16 protein-coding genes are annotated in these 14,804 nt (G+C 72.7%); 9 read left to right on the forward strand and 7 right to left on the reverse strand.

Annotated elements, in window-relative coordinates; translation table 11 throughout:
• Positions 1 to 3: 3 nt before the first annotated feature.
• Genes ACEZDE_RS05580 through ACEZDE_RS05605 form a run of 6 tightly spaced genes read left to right on the forward strand, consistent with a single transcriptional unit; the run spans position 4 to position 5,089 of the window.
• Positions 4 to 447: a nuclear transport factor 2 family protein gene (locus tag ACEZDE_RS05580; protein ID WP_380533005.1), complete on the forward strand. Its 444-nt coding sequence runs from the start codon at positions 4 to 6 to the stop codon at positions 445 to 447.
• 45 nt (positions 448 to 492) lie between these two features.
• Positions 493 to 870: a nuclear transport factor 2 family protein gene (locus ACEZDE_RS05585; protein WP_380533008.1), complete on the forward strand. Its 378-nt coding sequence runs from the start codon at positions 493 to 495 to the stop codon at positions 868 to 870.
• Positions 867 to 2,465, forward strand: coding sequence for a GMC family oxidoreductase (locus ACEZDE_RS05590; RefSeq protein WP_380533010.1), 1,599 nt, complete (start codon positions 867 to 869; stop codon positions 2,463 to 2,465). Before ACEZDE_RS05585 ends, ACEZDE_RS05590 begins: the two co-directional genes overlap by 4 nt.
• Positions 2,458 to 3,060, forward strand: coding sequence for a DJ-1/PfpI family protein (locus tag ACEZDE_RS05595; RefSeq protein ID WP_380533013.1), 603 nt, complete (start codon positions 2,458 to 2,460; stop codon positions 3,058 to 3,060). Before ACEZDE_RS05590 ends, ACEZDE_RS05595 begins: the two co-directional genes overlap by 8 nt.
• Positions 3,060 to 3,485, forward strand: coding sequence for a VOC family protein (locus ACEZDE_RS05600; protein WP_380533015.1), 426 nt, complete (start codon positions 3,060 to 3,062; stop codon positions 3,483 to 3,485). The genes ACEZDE_RS05595 and ACEZDE_RS05600 overlap by 1 nt, the downstream gene beginning before the upstream one ends.
• Positions 3,482 to 5,089, forward strand: coding sequence for a maltokinase N-terminal cap-like domain-containing protein (locus tag ACEZDE_RS05605; protein ID WP_380533018.1), 1,608 nt, complete (start codon positions 3,482 to 3,484; stop codon positions 5,087 to 5,089). The genes ACEZDE_RS05600 and ACEZDE_RS05605 overlap by 4 nt, the downstream gene beginning before the upstream one ends.
• 82 nt (positions 5,090 to 5,171) lie before the next feature.
• On the opposite strand, the gene ACEZDE_RS05610 is transcribed toward ACEZDE_RS05605, so the two are convergent.
• Together ACEZDE_RS05610 and ACEZDE_RS05615 are read right to left on the reverse strand one after the other, a co-directional pair.
• Complete coding sequence (locus ACEZDE_RS05610) at positions 5,172 to 6,521, reverse strand: helix-turn-helix domain-containing protein (protein ID WP_380533021.1); 1,350 nt, start codon at positions 6,519 to 6,521, stop codon at positions 5,172 to 5,174.
• Between the two features lie 178 nt (positions 6,522 to 6,699).
• A complete protein-coding gene (locus tag ACEZDE_RS05615) occupies positions 6,700 to 8,055 on the reverse strand; it encodes a helix-turn-helix domain-containing protein (protein ID WP_380533024.1) in 1,356 nt (451 codons plus the stop codon).
• Positions 8,056 to 8,271: 216 nt separating this feature from the next.
• Between ACEZDE_RS05615 and ACEZDE_RS05620 the strand changes: the two genes are divergently transcribed.
• Positions 8,272 to 8,430 (forward strand): hypothetical protein, encoded by a 159-nt coding sequence (locus ACEZDE_RS05620; RefSeq protein ID WP_380533026.1) that lies wholly within the window; start codon positions 8,272 to 8,274, stop codon positions 8,428 to 8,430.
• Positions 8,431 to 8,628: 198 nt separating this feature from the next.
• Positions 8,629 to 10,221, forward strand: a complete 1,593-nt coding sequence (locus tag ACEZDE_RS05625; protein WP_380533029.1) for a peptide ABC transporter substrate-binding protein — start codon at positions 8,629 to 8,631, stop codon at positions 10,219 to 10,221.
• On the opposite strand, the gene ACEZDE_RS05630 is transcribed toward ACEZDE_RS05625, so the two are convergent.
• Complete coding sequence (locus ACEZDE_RS05630) at positions 10,203 to 11,480, reverse strand: cation:proton antiporter (protein ID WP_380533032.1); 1,278 nt, start codon at positions 11,478 to 11,480, stop codon at positions 10,203 to 10,205. The genes ACEZDE_RS05625 and ACEZDE_RS05630 overlap by 19 nt on opposite strands.
• Before the next feature lie 293 nt (positions 11,481 to 11,773).
• On the opposite strand from ACEZDE_RS05630, the gene ACEZDE_RS05635 reads away from it, so the two are divergent.
• Entirely contained in the window at positions 11,774 to 11,899 is a 126-nt protein-coding gene (locus tag ACEZDE_RS05635) for a hypothetical protein (protein ID WP_380533035.1), read from the forward strand.
• A 16-nt stretch (positions 11,900 to 11,915) separates the two neighbouring features.
• Here ACEZDE_RS05635 and ACEZDE_RS05640 read toward each other — a convergent pair whose 3' ends face one another.
• The 4 genes from ACEZDE_RS05640 to ACEZDE_RS05655 form a co-directional block, all read right to left on the reverse strand.
• Positions 11,916 to 12,542, reverse strand: coding sequence for a DinB family protein (locus ACEZDE_RS05640; RefSeq protein WP_380533038.1), 627 nt, complete (start codon positions 12,540 to 12,542; stop codon positions 11,916 to 11,918).
• A gap of 139 nt (positions 12,543 to 12,681) precedes the next feature.
• Positions 12,682 to 13,134: a luciferase domain-containing protein gene (locus ACEZDE_RS05645; protein WP_380533041.1), complete on the reverse strand. Its 453-nt coding sequence runs from the start codon at positions 13,132 to 13,134 to the stop codon at positions 12,682 to 12,684.
• 92 nt (positions 13,135 to 13,226) lie between these two features.
• On the reverse strand, positions 13,227 to 14,015 hold the full coding sequence (locus ACEZDE_RS05650) for a hypothetical protein (protein WP_380533043.1): 789 nt from the start codon (positions 14,013 to 14,015) through the stop codon (positions 13,227 to 13,229).
• Positions 14,012 to 14,671, reverse strand: coding sequence for a hypothetical protein (locus tag ACEZDE_RS05655; RefSeq protein WP_380533046.1), 660 nt, complete (start codon positions 14,669 to 14,671; stop codon positions 14,012 to 14,014). Before ACEZDE_RS05655 ends, ACEZDE_RS05650 begins: the two co-directional genes overlap by 4 nt.
• Positions 14,672 to 14,804: the final 133 nt, after the last annotated feature.

Consider the following 14,804-nt stretch of genomic DNA (forward strand, 5'->3'; position numbering starts at 1 on the left):
GACATGCCGTCTGCGAACACCGAGCCGTTGACCCCCGAGTCGATCCGCGCCGTGGCGGAGGAGTGGTACGTCGCCCTGGACCGCCACATCCCGCTTGAGGAGACCTTCCCCTTCCTGGTCGACGACGGCCTGGAGATGCGCTTCCCCGAGGGCACCTCCCGCGGCCACGCCGGCTTCGCCGAGTGGTACAAGGCGGTCACCCACCGCTTCTTCGACGAGGAGCACACCGTCACCAAGGTCGAGGCCGTGATCGAGGGCGACCGTGCCACCGTGCAGGTGCTGGTCAACTGGCAGGCCAGGATCTGGGACGCCCCGGCCGCCAAGAGCGCCTGGCTGGGCTTCGACGCCGACCAGACCTGGGTCGTGGTGGCCGGCGCCGACGGTCCGCAGATCAAGACCTACATCGTCAACGGGCTGGAGCCGATGCCCGGCTCCGCCGCCCTCTGACCGGCGCCCTGGAACCCCGACCGACCCGAGCGAGGGACGACGACGATGACCGCGCGAGACGTGCTGGACCGCTACTACGCATACGCCAACGCCGGTGACTGGGAGCGCTGGTGCGACCTGTTCTCGGCCGACACCGAGATGGACGAGCAGTTGGCCGGCCACATCGAGGGCCGCGAGACGCTGCGCACGATGATGGCTGGGATGGGCGACCTGTACGCCTCGTTCCAGAACAAGCCGCTGCACTTCCTGGTGGACGGCGAGCAGGCCGCGGTGGTGTCCCACATCACCGCGGTGAGCCCGTCCGGCCGGGCGGTCGAGGCGGAGGTGATGAACTACTTCCGGATCGTGGACGGCGAGATCAGCTACATGGCCAACTTCCACGACACCGTGCCCTTCCAGGTGCTCTCGCAGGGGGCGGCGTGACCGCGACCGAGTACGACTACGTCATCGTGGGAGCGGGCTCGGCCGGCAGCGTGCTGGCGAACCGGCTGACCGAGGACCCGGACACCAGCGTGCTGCTGCTGGAGGCCGGCGGCAGCCGGATACCGCCCGAGGTGGACCTCCCGGCCGCGTGGTTCCAACTGCTCGGCGGGCAGATCGACTGGGGCTACCGGAGCGTGCCCCAGCCGGGACTTGACGGCCGGCAGACCTTCGAGCCGCGCGGCAAGGCCCCCGGCGGCAGCAGCAACCTCTACATCATGATGCACGTCCGCGGGCACCCCACGGACTTCGACAACTGGGCCTACCAGGGCGCGGCGGGCTGGTCCTACCAGGACGTGCTGCCGTACTTCACCCGGCTGGAGCGGCAGGAGGACGTCACCGGCCCGACCACCGGCACCAGCGGCCCGCAGCGGATCACCAACGCCTCGCTGCACCACCCCAACCCGGCCTCCAGGGCCTTTGTCGACGCCTGCGCGGAACTGGGCCACCCGCGGGTCGAGGACTTCAACGCGGGCGGCATGTTCGGCACCGGCTGGCACCACCTGGACGTGGCCGACGGACGCCGCCAGGGCGTGCTCGCCTCCTACCTCGAACCCGCCCTGCACCGGCCGAACCTGACGCTCCGCACAAGTGCCCTGAGCACCAGACTGCTGTTCTCCGGCGACACCTGCACCGGGGTCGAGTACCTCCAGGGCGAGGACGCCGCCGACGCGGTCGGCCGGGTGCTGGCCGACTGGGTCGGCGGCCCGGTGACGCCCGAGCCGGGGCTGCACCAGGCCCGCGCGCGGGCCGAGGTGGTGGTCGCGGCCGGGGCGATCGAGTCGCCCAAGCTGCTGCTGCTGTCCGGCCTCGGAAACCCGGACCGGCTGCGGGAGTTCGACATCCCGCTGGTCGGCGCGCTGCCCGGGGTCGGCGAGAACTTCCACAACCACGTGCTGACCGGGCTGATCACCGAGGCCAGGGACACCGTCCCGGCCCCGACCCAGAACCTCTCGGAGAGCGCGCTGTTCCTGGCCTCGCAGCCGGGACTGCCCGCCCCCGACCTGCAACTCGCCTTCGTCCACGTGCCGTTCGACGGCGCGGTGGGACAGGAGCACCCCAACAGCGTCAGCATCCTGCCCGGGGTGGTCCGGCCGCTCTCGCGCGGCTGGATCCGGCTGGCGAGCGCCGACCCGGCGGACGCCCCGCTGGTCCACCCGAACTACCTGGGCGACCGGGCGGACCTGGACCGGCTGGTGCAGGGGGTGAAGCTGGCCCGGGAGATCACCGGGACCAGTGCCTTCTCCCCGTGGAACAAGCAGGAGCTGTCCCCGGGACCGGCCCTGGCCACCGACGAGGAACTGCGCGGCTTCGTCCGGCGCAGCGCCGACAGCTACCACCACCAGGCGGGCTCGTGCCGGATGGGCATCGACGACCTGTCGGTGGTGGACCCGGAGCTGCGGGTGCACGGCGTCAACGGCCTGCGGGTGGTCGACGCCTCGGTGATGCCGGCCGTCCCCTCGGGCAACTGCCACACCGCCATCGTGATGATCGCCGAACGCGCGGCCGACCTGATCCGAGGAGTGTCCCGTGACTGAGCCCGCGCTGTGGAGCAGACCCCTGGAAGGCGCCAGGATCGCCGTGCTGATGGAGAGCGACTACTACGAGCCGGAGATCTTCTACTACCAGCACCGCTTCGCCGAGGAGGGCGCCGAGGTCGACTTCCTGACCCGGCTCTGGGACCAGCCCTCGATCACCTTCACCGGGCACGAGTACCGCGCCCCGTTCACCGTCGACCGCAGCTTCGAGCAGCTCGGCGAGCGGGGCCTGGCCCGGTACGACGCGCTGGTCGTGCCGTCCGGCATGGTCGCCGACCGGCTCCGCTACACCGAGGACGTGGACCGGCTCGCCCCGGCCGCCGAACTGCTGCAGCAGGCCTTCGCCCGGCCCGACCTGCTCAAGGGCATCATCTGCCACGGCATGTGGCTCGCCGCGTCGATCCCCGGCAACGTCAAGGGCCGCCCGGTCACCTGCCACAACAACCTGATCGGCGACGTCCGCAACATGGGCGCCGAGTACGTCGACCAGGACGTGGTGGTGGACGGGGACCTGGTGACCGGCCGTACCGGCCAGCACCACCACCTGTTCGCCCGCAGCCTGATCGAGCTGCTCGTCCAGAGGAGAACACGCTGATGCGCTGGTCGCACATAGGCCTGAACTGCCGGGACCAGAAGCAGACCGAGGAGTTCTACCGCCGCTGGTTCGGCTTCACCCGGGCCCGCTCGGTGCCGATCCCGGACGGCGAGATCGTCTTCCTGCGCCAGGGCGACGCCTACCTGGAACTGTTCCCGGCCGGCCCGGGGGAGGGGACCCCGGGACAGGCCGACGGACCGTCAGGCCCCGGCGCGGTACGGCACCTGGCGTTCCAGACCGACGACGTGGACGCCTTCCTGGCCCGGCTCGGCGACGAGGCGGAGGTGACCCTCGGCCCGCTCGGCTTCGACGACGTCATCTGCGGCTGGCGCACCGTCTGGCTGCGCGACCCGGACGGAGCGATCGTCGAGGTCAGCCAGGGCTACACGGACCAGCCGGACGCCGCCGGGGAGCACGGCCGATGAGCACCGCCGCCACGGCCGAGGCGACCGGCACGGTCGGCTGCGCCTGCCTCGCCGCCGCCAACGGCGAGGCGGCGCAGGCCGACCGGCTGCTCCGCCCACTGCTGCCCGCGCTGACCCCCTGGCTGGTCGGCCGCCGCTGGTTCACCCACGAGCACGGCTGCATGACCGAACTCGCCCCGGTCACCGGCTCGGTGCTGCGGCAGGACGGGGACGAGGGGGACGCCGCGGTGCTGGTGCACCTGCTGGTCGAGGCCCGCTACCCGGCCGCCGCCGCCCGCCGCTACCAACTGCTGCTCGGCCTGCGGCAGACCCTCCCGCCGGTGCTCGGGCCGGCCGCGGTCGGGGCGGCCCTGGGCGACCCCTGGGACGGCTGGCAGCTCTACGAGGCCACCGCCGACCCGGAGTTGATGTCCCTGCTGCTGGACCGGACCGCGGCCGGGGAGAGCACCCGCTCGCTGCTGCTGTCGACCACCTCGGCCCAGCCGCTGCCGAGCGGCCTGGCCCCGCGCGCGCTGGCGGTGGAGCAGAGCAACAGCACCGTCGTCTACGGCGACCGGCTGCTGCTCAAGGTCTTCCGCCAGCCCGAGCCGGGACCGCACCCGGAGACCGAGGTGCTCTCCGCGCTGACCCGGCTCGGCTCCACCCGCACCCCGCACCTGGCCGGCTGGCTGCACACGCCCGGCACCGGGCGCGGCTCGACCGTGCTCGGCATCCTGGAGGACTTCCTGCCCGCCGACGGCGACGGCTGGGAGCTGGCGGTGCGGCAGGCCGTGGACTGCCTCTCCGACGACCGGCGCGGGGCGTCGGTGATCGAGGGCTTCACCCATGACTCCCACACCCTGGGCCGGGCCGTCGCCGAGGTGCACCGGGCGCTCGCGGACGCCTTCCCGACGGTCCGGCTGAAGGCCCAGCAGATCATCGACACGGTCGCCGACATGGACCGCAGACTCGCCGCGGCGACCGCCGCGGTCCCGGCCATGGAGGCCTACGGCTCCCGGATCAGCGCCGTCTACGACGACTTCGCCCAGGCAGCCTTGCAGGGACGGGGGCTGGACGGCCAGCGGGTGCACGGCGACCTCCACCTCGGCCAGGTGCTGCGGGGCCGGGACGGCTGGAAGGTCATCGACTTCGAGGGCGAGCCGGCCCGTCCGATCGGCGAGCGCGGACTGCCCCAGTCGCCGCTGCGCGACGTCGCCGGGATGCTCCGCTCCTTCGACTACGCCGCCCAGCACGCGCTGTTCGAGCTGCGCTCCCCCGGCGCCGAGGCCAAGGGCGCGGACGCGGTGGCCGAGCGGCTGCGCCAGGAGCGCCGCGCCCGGGCCTGGACCGTCCGCAACCGCCGTGCCTTCTGCGACGGCTACGCCGAGGCGGGGGACACCGACCCGCGGGTGCACCCGATCGCCATGCGCGCCTTCGAGACCGACAAGGCGGTCTACGAGGCGCTGTACGAGGCCGCCCACCGCCCGGCCTGGCTCCCCGTCCCGATGGCCGCGATCCGCAGGACCGTCGGCAGCCGCGAGGCCTCCACCGCGGTCCCCGCCCGGGGCGGGCACCGGTCGGCCGGCGGCACCGCGGGGCCGGCTGCGGAGGCCCCGGGACGGTGACCCGCCGCGCCACCACGGCGCCGGCCGCCCCGCGGGGCGGCCGGCGCCGTGCGTCGTCTCCGTCGTGCCGGTCGGGGCGGGTTCAGGCGTGGTCGGCCGAGGGCGGGGCCACCCGCAGCGCCGACGGCACCCCGGCCTGGGCCAGCGCCTGCTGGTAGGCGGCGACGGCCTGCGGGCCGTGCCCGTGGTGCTGCCACAGGTCGCCGATGTGGCGCCAGACCTCGGCCGAGGCCCGTCCCGAGGGCAGCAGGTTCAGCTGTCGTTCGGCCGCGCGCAGCGTCTCCTGCGCGTGCACCGCGTCGCCGCGGTCGAACTGGGCCTGCGCCAGCACCGCGCGTGCCTCGGCCGCCTGGTGCGGGGGGCGGCTGCTGAGCAGGCCGATGGCGCGGCTGGCGTGCTCGCTGGCCCGGGACGGCTCGCCCAGCCGCAGGGCGGCCTTGGCGAGCCCGAGTTCGGCCCTGGCCTGGTCCTGGCCGGTCCCGATGGCGACCAGCACCCCCTGTGCCTGCTCCAGCAGCTCCCTGGCCCTGGCTGCGTCCGCCCGGTCGGAGTCCAGCAGCAGTTCGCCGCAGACCTCCTTGAGCAGCGCCTGGTGCCGGGCGCTGTCGGTCTCCGACAGCAGCGCCAGGGCCCGTTCGGCGAGAGTGAGGGCCTCGTCGACGCGGTGCCGGGCGCGGGCGACCAGGGCGGCGTTCCAGTAGACGCTGCCGCGGGCGGTGGAGGAGCCGGGCTGCTCGTCGTCGCCGATCATCCGCTGGGCGAGCAGGTGGGCCCGGGTCAGGTCGCCGCGGACCCGGTAGCAGTCGATCAGCACCGCGCCGAGCCGGCTGTGGTCGTCGGTGCCGCCGAGGCCCAGCCGCTCCAGCTCGCGCAGCGCCCGCTCGCCGATCTCCACGCTGAGCACCTGGTCGCCGGCGTCGCGGTAGCCGCGGCAGAGCACGAGCGCCAGTTGGCTCCACTCGGCCGAGCCGACCCGGGTGGCCGGGTCCTCGAACAGCTCGGTGGCCAGCGAGATCGAGGCCTCCAGCCGGCCCAGCCGCTCCAGCGCCCGTGCCTGGCCGATCCGGGCCCGGCGGGCCGTGGCGGGCTCCAGGAACGTGTGGGAGGCCAGGGCTTCGCTGTAGGCCTGGAGCGCCTCCCCGTCGGAGCCCTTCCGCAGGGCCATGTCGCCGAAGGCGATCTTGAGTTCGAGCTCCTTGACCTTGTGGTCGTCCTGGCCGGTGCGCAGGTAGCCGGGGGAGGTGCCGAGCCGTTCGGCGAGGATCTCCAGGACCGCGTCGGAGGGGATCCGCTTGTTCGTCTCGATCAGCGAGATGTAGCTGGCCGAGGTCTCCGGCGAGACCAGGTCCTGCTGGCTCAGCCCGCGCTTCAGCCGCAGGCCGCGCAGCCGCTGCCCGAGGCTGTCCGGGGTGCTCTGTGGTTGCTCCGTCATGTTCCGTTCCGTGCCTGGGACTTTCGGCCGCGCGTGGACGGACGCCATCCGGGTTTGAATGTCCATGTCAATTATCTTCCGCCCCCGGTCGCCTCTTATGCCTGAACGACACCCGGAACCTGGGGCGCGGCGGAAGGGGCGCCGGGTCCCTCCCCGGCGCCCCTTCCTGCCCGGTCCGCTACTCGACCTCCACGGCGGTCCGCAGCGGCGGCGCCGGAATGGCCTCGGCGCCGCTCAGGTCGAGTCCGAGCTGGTAGGCCCGCATCGCCAGCTCGGTGTTCCCCAGCCGGTTCCAGACATTGCCGAGGTAGCGGCAGGCCTTGGCGGCGGTGCGGGAGTTCGGCAGCTGCTGGAACTGCCGGAACGCGGCGTGCAGCGACTCCTCGCCCTCCGCGGTCCGGCCGTTGAGGATCCGCGCCTCGCCGAGCGCGACCTGGGCCTCGGCGCTCAGGTCGCCGAGCCTGCTCGACAGCAGGGCCACCGCGGAGGCCGCCAGCTCCTCGGCGTCCCGGGGGCGCCCGGTCCGCAGGGCGACGAAGGCCAGGGCGAGTTCGACGTCCCCGCGCTCGTCCTTGGTGCCGACGTCGTCGAGGGACTCCTTGGCCTGTTCGAGCAGGATCCTGGCCCGGCCGAGGTCGCCGCCCTCCAACCGCAGCTGCATCCCGCCGGTGAGGCCCTTGAGCCTGGCCAGCAGTCGGAGGTTGTCGCCCTCCGCCATCAGTCCGAGCGCCCGCTCCACCAGGGCGACGGCCTCGTCGCGCTTCCCCCGGGACTCGGCGATCAGGCTGGCGTTCCAGTAGACCATCCCCCGGGCGGTGCGGGACATGCTCTCCTCGGCCCGGGCGAGCAGGCGGTTGCTGAGCAGCTCGCCCCGGGTGTAGTCGCCGCGCAGGTGGTAGGCGCCGACCAGGTTCACCCCCAGCATGATGTGGTCCTCGGTGACGTCCAGGCCCAGTTCGTCCAATCGGCGCATGGCCGCCTCGCCGAGGTCCACGCTCATGCCGAGATCGCCGGCCAGCCGGTAGCAGCGGCACAGGGCGACGTTGACGTTCGCCCACTGGGCCGATCCGGCGGCCAGGGAGCCGTCGGCGGCCAGCTCGTGCAGGATCGAGACCGCGGCCTCCATCCGGCCCAGCCCCTCCAGGGCGCCGGCCTGCCCGATCCGGGCCCGGAGCACCAGCTCCGGGGCGAGCGACGAGGCCTTGCCGAGGATCTGGTTGAAGCTCTGCAGCGACTCCTCGGGAGAGCCGTTGCGCAGCGCCATCTCGGCGAAGCCCAGTTCCAGCCGGAGGTTGCTCTGCTCCGTCTCGTCCCGGCCGGTGCGCAGGTACTCGACCGTCGATCCGACCTTCTCCGCGAGCGTGGACAGGACGGCGTCCGAGGGGCGCCGCTTCCCTCCCTCGATCAGCGAGACGTAGCTGGTGGAGATCTCCGCGGTGGCCAGGTCCTGCTGGAGCAGCCCCTGTGCCAGGCGGCGCTCGCGGATGCGCCGCCCGATACCGGCGGAGTCCGCGGCCTGCCGTTCTTCGGGCACCGTCTTACCTCCTGAGTGGGCTGTCATCGACTCGTGCATTACACATGTACACCAAATCAGTCATCTCACGCCAGTGTTCCGCACCAGGCTGTTACGCGTGAAGGCCAACCGCTTGTGACGAAGTGGTGATACATACAGGGCAAGACTTGACTCCCACTGTGAATCCTACTTGACTGTGGCTGTCAAGAATTGTCGTCATGAGGTCGGGGGGCACCAATGAAGAAGATTCTTCTCTGCATAAGCACGGTCATCGGCACGGCCGCGCTCCTGTTCGCGCTGGCGCCGCAGGCGCTGACCGCTCCGCAGGCCGGAGTTCCGGTGCCGCGGTCCACGGGCACCATGCACACCAACGCCACCGAGGGCGGTTGCTGCTGAGCCGGGGACCCCCGTCGGGCCGGTTGGCCGGAAACCGGCCGGGGAACAGCACACCCGAGTATTCGTGTGACAGAGTGGGGCAGTCGCCGCTGACACGCTTCCTGACTGGACAGTTCGCTGTCCATGACAGGTGGTACGTGTCGGCGGCGCTGCGCTTTTCACGTCCGGTTTTCGGGAGGGGCTCAGTTGTCTCGGGGGATGCACGTGAAGGCCGTTGTCGGGGCGGTCGTCCTGCTACTGGGCTGCACCGCGTGCGGCGGAACCGCGGGGGCCCGGTCCGGGGGAGTGGTCACCGCGGTCTGGGGAGCCCCGCAGGAGCCGTTCACGCCGGGTGACTCGATCGACTCCAACGGCGTCAAGGTGGTCGAAAGCATCCTCACCGGGCTGATCAGCTACGACCCGAAGACCTCGGCCCCGGTCAAGGAGAACGCCGCCTCGATCAGCAGCACCGACCAACAGCACTTCACCGTCACCCTGGAGCCCGGCTGGACCTTCAGCGACGGCAGCCCGGTGACCGCGTCCTCGTACGTGGACGCCTGGAACTACGCCGCCTTGTCCACCCACAAGCAGCTCAACGCCTCGTACTTCCAGTACATCCAGGGCTACCACGCGGTGCAGCCCAGCTCCGGCGCGCCCACCGCCGACACCCTGTCCGGGCTGAGGGTGGTGAACGACACCACCTTCACCGTGGCGCTCAGCCAGAAGTTCTCGACCTGGCCGGAGACCCTGGGCGCCGCCGCCTACGCCCCGCTGCCGGCCGCCTTCTTCAAGGACCCGGCGGCCTGGGAGAAGCACCCGGTGGGCGACGGCCCCTACCGGATCGCCTCCTACGTCGTGAACCAGCAGGTGGACCTGGTGCCCTACACCGGCTACCGGGGCACTCAGAAGCCGCAGAACGACGGGATCGACCTCAAGGTCTACACCGACCCCGCCTCCGCCTACGCGGACCTGCAGGCGGGCCGGCTGGACATCGACGACACCCTGCCGCTCACCGAACTGGGCAACGCGGCCGGGGACCTGGACGGACGGCTGGTCAACACCCCGTCAGGAAGCCTCTCCCACCTGGCCTTCCCGATGTACGCCAAGGGCTGGGGCGGGAAGCGCGGGGCGGAGGTCCGGCAGGGCATCTCGATGGCGATCAACCGGCCGCTGATCGTCTCCAAGATCTTCCACGGCACGGTGACCCCGGCCACCGACTGGACCTCGCCGAGCGTGAGCGGCTACCGGGCCGGGCTGTGCGGTGCGTACTGCCGCTACGACCCAGCCGCGGCCAAGCAGTTGATCGCGGCGGCGGGCGGCATCCCCGGGGGCTCGTTCACCATCACCTACAACGCCGACGCCGGGAACCAGCCCTGGGTGGACGCGGTCTGCAACAGCATCAACAACGCCCTGGGCGACGACCGGGCCTGCGTCGGCAGGCCGGTCGCCACCTTCGCGGACTTCCGCAACCAGGTCGGCAACCGGCAGATGACCGGCCCGTTCCGCAGCTCCTGGGAGATGGAGTACCCGCTCACCCAGGACTTCCTGCAGCCGCTGTTCGCCACCGGCGGCGCCGGGAACGACCCGGACTACCGCAACCCCGCCTTCGACGCGCTGATGGGCCAGGCGGACGCCGCGCCCGACAGCGCGTCCGCGGACCGGCTCTACCAGCAGGCGGAAGGGCTGCTGGCGGCCGACATGCCGTCGATCCCGCTGTGGTACCAGAACAGCGTGGCCGGTTACTCCGCCGCGGTCTCCGACGTGCGGATGGACGGGTTCCGCACGCCGGTCTACTACGCCGTGCGCAAGTAGTCCGGCTCCGCCTCGGGCTCCGGCCGCCTGCTCCGGTCCCCGCTGTCGGGCTCCGGCGGCGGCCCCAGCAGGGCGAGCGCGGGACCGGCCAGCACCGTGGTCAGCAGCGCGACCACGACCAGCGCCGCGAACAGGGTCCGCCCGATCAGCCCGGCCTGGAACCCGGCGCCGAGCAGCACGATCTCGGTGAGCCCCTTGGTGTTCATCAGTACCCCGAGCCGCACCGACTCCCGCGCGCCGAGGCCGCCGCGCAGGCCGACCACGGTGCACGCGGCCAGCTTGGTCAGCACGGCCGCCGCGAACAGCAGCAGCACCAGCGGCACGAACCCGGCCCGCCCGGCGGCGGAGGCCAGGTCGACCTGCTGGCCGGTGCCCAGGAAGAAGCAGGGCAGCAGGGCGGCGGCCATCGGCCGGACGCTCCGCAGCGAGGCCTGGCCGCGCCGGGTGGCAGGCCAGGCGCTGCCGAGCAGCAGGCCGCCGAACAGCGGGTGCAGGCCCAGCGCGGCGGACCCGGCGGCGGCCAGGCAGACCAGCCCCAGCATCGGCAGCAGCCCCAGGTCCCGGCCCTCGACCAGCACCGGCGGACGGGTGTGCCGCCGGTGCACCAGGACCATTCCGCCGACCGCGCCGACCAGCCCGGCGATCGTCTGCGCCGTCCCGATCAGCCCGGCCAGCCGCAGCGCCACCGCCAGCAGGCCCCAGCAGGCACCGTCGCCGAGGCAGGCGGCGGCCAGGCTGAGCCGGCCGGTGCCGGTGCCGTCCAGGCCGCGGTCCTGGAGGATCCGGGCGAGCACCGGCACCGCGGTGACGCCGAGGGCGCAGACCAGGAAGGCGCCCAGCGCGGCGGTGGTCCCGTGCGGGCCGCCCAGGCCGTGCGCGTGCAGGGCGGGCGCCAGCAACAGCCCGCCCGCCGCCGGTGCCAGCAGCGAGGCGGCGGTGACCGCCAGCAGGGGACGGGCGGCCTGTCGGCCGGTGCGGCCCGAGGCGGTGAGCCTGCCGCCGATCTCGAAGGCGTAGAGGGCGAGGCCCAGCTGTCCCAGGCCGCTGAGCACCGGCATGACGTCGGGGCCGAACAGAGCCCGGTGCAGGCCGGGCAGCGTCCGCCCGAGCAGGCTGGGCCCGAGCGCCACGCCGACCAGGATCTCGGCGACCACCGGGGGCTGCCGCAGCCGGACCGCGACGGTGGCCGCGGCCTGGCTCAGGGCCAGGAGGACGGCCAGTCCGATCAGCAGGCGGGTGGTGCTGTCGAGCCCTGTCATCTGCGGCCTCTCGATGGCTGCGGCGTCGCCGCAAACCGGCGTCGGCGCCAATGACAATCTCAATGACAGTCTGTAATCTAGTGAGTCACTCAGGGGGTGTCCATGGTCACGGCTGTGTTGGCCGACACGTTCGGACGTCTCCTACGTCGACCTCTACCTGGTGTACTGGCCGGTCCCTGGTCCCCGGGCTGCGGTTGGAGACCTGGCGGGCAATGGAGCACCTGCTGGAGACCGGCCGGGCTCCCGGCTGGACGTAGTCGAGCCGTGCCGCGCACGGGTGCGGCAGCGCGCCGGTGCTGATCCGCATCGCCGCCAACGCGGACGTGTTCGGATTCGCGCTGAGCGAGGGCGAGATGGCGGCTCTGGACGCCCTGGACGAGAACCTGGTGACCGGCTGGAATCCGGCCACCGCGCCGTGACGTGCCAGGTGTCCGACTACTGGGCCCGGCGTCGGTAGAGGTCGCGGAGCAGGGCGATCTCCGCGCCGTGGTGCAGCAGTTCCTGGTTGACCCACCAGACGGTCTCGATGAACGGGTCCTCCGGGTCGCTGCCGTAGGGGTAGGCGCTGTGGCCGACCGTGTCGAGCGCGGTGTCGTCGGCCGCGAGCAGCGCCGCGCGCCAGGCGGCCGAGGCCGCCTCGAAGGCCGCGACCGCGCCTGCCGCGTCCCCCGCGGCGCGGTACTCGTCCCTGCTGAGCGAGCGGCTGCCCGCGGTGTGGTCCGCGCGGAGCGCCAGCTGCTCGCTGAGGTGGCTGAGCCGCCAGGCGATGGTGGTCAGCGGCGGCGGCACCGGGTGCGGGGCGGGCGCGAAGTCGCGTCCCCACGGACCGGCGCCGAGCAGCAGTGTCGCCCCCGGTCCTGGCCCGTCCGCGCGTCGCCGCAGCGACCAGCAGCCGGGCGCGGGCTCCCAGAGGTACTCGGCGTCGGTCATCGCGCCGACCGCGACGTCGGTGCCGTTCCCGCTGTCCATGACCGGGCCGGTCATCCGGTCGATCAGACGCTTGCGGCCGAAGTCGAACTGCTGCAGCAGCGGGAGCAGGCGGGGTGGCGTCGTCGTCGCCATGGGCGCTCCTGAGGGGTGGGTGTCCCGTGGGACGGGTGCGGACGCGGGTCTCTCCCGGTTCGCACCCTGCCACAGCCGTCACCGCCGCGCCCCTCAATTTCCGCGCGCCGCCTGCGGCCTGAGCTGCTGGGCGGAGGCCCTAGGCGGTGCGTCGGTGCGGCAGGTGCAGCCGCCGTCCCTGGTGCAGCCGGAGCACCGGGGCGGCGGGGGCGAGCTGAGCGCTGGTCAGGATCTCAACCCGGGCCAGGTTGCAGGGGGCGGGCTCGGCCGGGCCCGCGGGGACGTTCGCGTGCGCCTGGAGCGCGATGCTGACCAGGGCGACCAGCAGGTCGGCGTCGCTGTCGCAGTCCAGGTGAACGGTCACCCACGGCGATTCGGGATGCAGTCGGACCGCGGTGGACTGCTCCAACTCGGCGTGCAGCCGCGCGATCGGGCCCGGGGTGAGGTGCAGGTCGGCGTCGCGGTCGGAGTGGAAGTGCACGATGTCGTGGTCCCCGGCCCGCAGAGCCGAGCCGCTGCCGCATCCGGACGGCACCCGGGTCAGCTCCGGCCATGAGGCGAGTTGTTCGTTCGCGCGCTGGGCGACGTTCATACGCTCATCCTCACCTGGCCGCGCGGCCCGCCGCTACCCCTGCAGCAGAGAAACGCCGACGTGACATCAGCGGCTCGGCGGCGGGGCCGCGGTCAGGTGAGCGCTTCCAGGCTCGGGCCGAAGCTGGGGCCGGGACGACCGGCGATGCCGTCGATGTCCACGTCGATGTCGAGGTCCAGGTCGTACGGGTCGGGATTGGGGTCGGGGCGGACCACCAGGCGGTCCAGGGCGGGGGTGAAGTCGGCCCGCAGGATCGGCGTGGTGGCGGTGGGCCGGTGGGCCGGCAGCAGTCGCGGCAGGATCTCGGGCCAGATGTCGATCTCCGGCAGGCTGGGGGGCATGGCCGTGGCCGGGTGGGTGGCCCGCTCGACGGCGATGGCCTGGTTCAGCCACCAGAACGCCTCGCGGTTCTCGCCGCGCAGGACGTGCTGGAGGTAGAGGCAGATGGCCGCGGTCTGGTTGCCGGCCCCGGCCGCGATCTTCCACCAGAAGACCGCGCTGATCGGGTGGGTGGAGAGATGCAGCAGGCAGCCGAAGAGGAGCGCGCCCTCGATCTGCAGATCCGGGTCCGGGCCGGGGGCGACGCTGCGGAGCGGGCGGCGGCCGGGGAGCTCCTGCTCGTCGACGAAGCGGATCAGGACGGTCAGGGCGCCGGGGGTGGCCAGGGTGTTGCGGGCGGCCTCGTCCAGCCGGGCCCGGGTCGCGTTGCGGTGCTGACCGGCGGCCTGGGCCCGGCGGGCGCGCAACTGCCGTACCCGGTGCGAGATCTCGCTCAGGGCGGCCGGGAGGTCGACGTCGGCCAGCTGGTTGACGGTGCGGGTGCGCGCGGCGTAGGCGCGGAGGTGTTCGGCGGCTTGGTCCTTGGCGGAGAGTCGGGTCACGGGGTAGCTCCGGTGTGGCGTCGTTTCCTGGCGGGTGCGGTGTCCTGAGGGGTCTTCAGCAGGTTGCGTAACCGCATCTCGCCGCCGACGTAGGCCTTGGCGCGGTTGTAGTTCCGGTCGACGGTGGCGGGATGGGTCTTCAGGAACCAGGCGATGAACACCGTTGACCGGTTGTGGGCCTTGAGCATGAGGATGTCGAACTGCCGTGCCGGCAGCAGGCGCAGGGTCTGGTAGAGGCCGACCTCGGTGTCGGCGTCGGGTGCCTCCAGTGCCTGGCGCATCCCGCGCAGCAGGCCGCGGGCCTCGTCGGCGAGGGCGTCCAGGGCACGGGACCGGCCGACGCTGTGGGCCTCGATCACCACCTCTTCGACCAGCCGGGTCAAGCCGCTGGCGGCGATGTCGGGGCCGAGGATGAAGGCGTCCCAGTCGGCGGCTATCTCGATCAGGACGGTCAGCGCGACCCGGCGGGCGTGCTCGTAGTCGTCCAGCACCTGCCAGGCGAAGACCGTGAAGTTGCTGAAGTGCGTGACGATGTAGGCCTCGCAGTCCAGGGAGAGCGCCAACGGGGGCTCCACGGCGGAGAACCAGTCACGCAGCCCGGCCTGCTCCTCGGGCTCCAGGCCCATCCCGTCGAAGGGGGAGTGATCGTCGCTCACGCTGCCTCCCGGCGCGGGCCCGTGCAGGGCTGCTTCGTGGGTGGGCGCAGCGAGCGGAACTGAGGGTGGTTCATCGCACTCGATTCGGTCGGGGGTTCGGTCGGGGGTTCGGGCGGGGTCGCGCGGGTCGCAC

Origin of the sequence: Streptacidiphilus cavernicola (genome assembly GCF_042510955.1) — a bacterium.
Lineage (GTDB): Bacteria > Actinomycetota > Actinomycetes > Streptomycetales > Streptomycetaceae > Streptacidiphilus > Streptacidiphilus cavernicola.

Bases quoted from the DNA above. Each gene is read 5' to 3' on its own strand.
- ACEZDE_RS05580 (WP_380533005.1), top strand. From the start codon at position 4: ATGCCGTCTGCGAACACCGAGCCGTTGACCCCCGAGTCGATCCGCGCC.
- ACEZDE_RS05625 (WP_380533029.1), top strand. From the start codon at position 8,629: ATGCACGTGAAGGCCGTTGTCGGGGCGGTCGTCCTGCTACTGGGCTGC.
- ACEZDE_RS05585 (WP_380533008.1), top strand. From the start codon at position 493: ATGACCGCGCGAGACGTGCTGGACCGCTACTACGCATACGCCAACGCC.
- ACEZDE_RS05610 (WP_380533021.1), bottom strand. From the start codon at position 6,521: ATGACGGAGCAACCACAGAGCACCCCGGACAGCCTCGGGCAGCGGCTG.
- ACEZDE_RS05620 (WP_380533026.1), top strand. From the start codon at position 8,272: ATGAAGAAGATTCTTCTCTGCATAAGCACGGTCATCGGCACGGCCGCG.
- ACEZDE_RS05600 (WP_380533015.1), top strand. From the start codon at position 3,060: ATGCGCTGGTCGCACATAGGCCTGAACTGCCGGGACCAGAAGCAGACC.
- ACEZDE_RS05630 (WP_380533032.1), bottom strand. From the start codon at position 11,480: ATGACAGGGCTCGACAGCACCACCCGCCTGCTGATCGGACTGGCCGTC.
- ACEZDE_RS05640 (WP_380533038.1), bottom strand. From the start codon at position 12,542: ATGGCGACGACGACGCCACCCCGCCTGCTCCCGCTGCTGCAGCAGTTC.
- ACEZDE_RS05645 (WP_380533041.1), bottom strand. From the start codon at position 13,134: ATGAACGTCGCCCAGCGCGCGAACGAACAACTCGCCTCATGGCCGGAG.
- ACEZDE_RS05605 (WP_380533018.1), top strand. From the start codon at position 3,482: ATGAGCACCGCCGCCACGGCCGAGGCGACCGGCACGGTCGGCTGCGCC.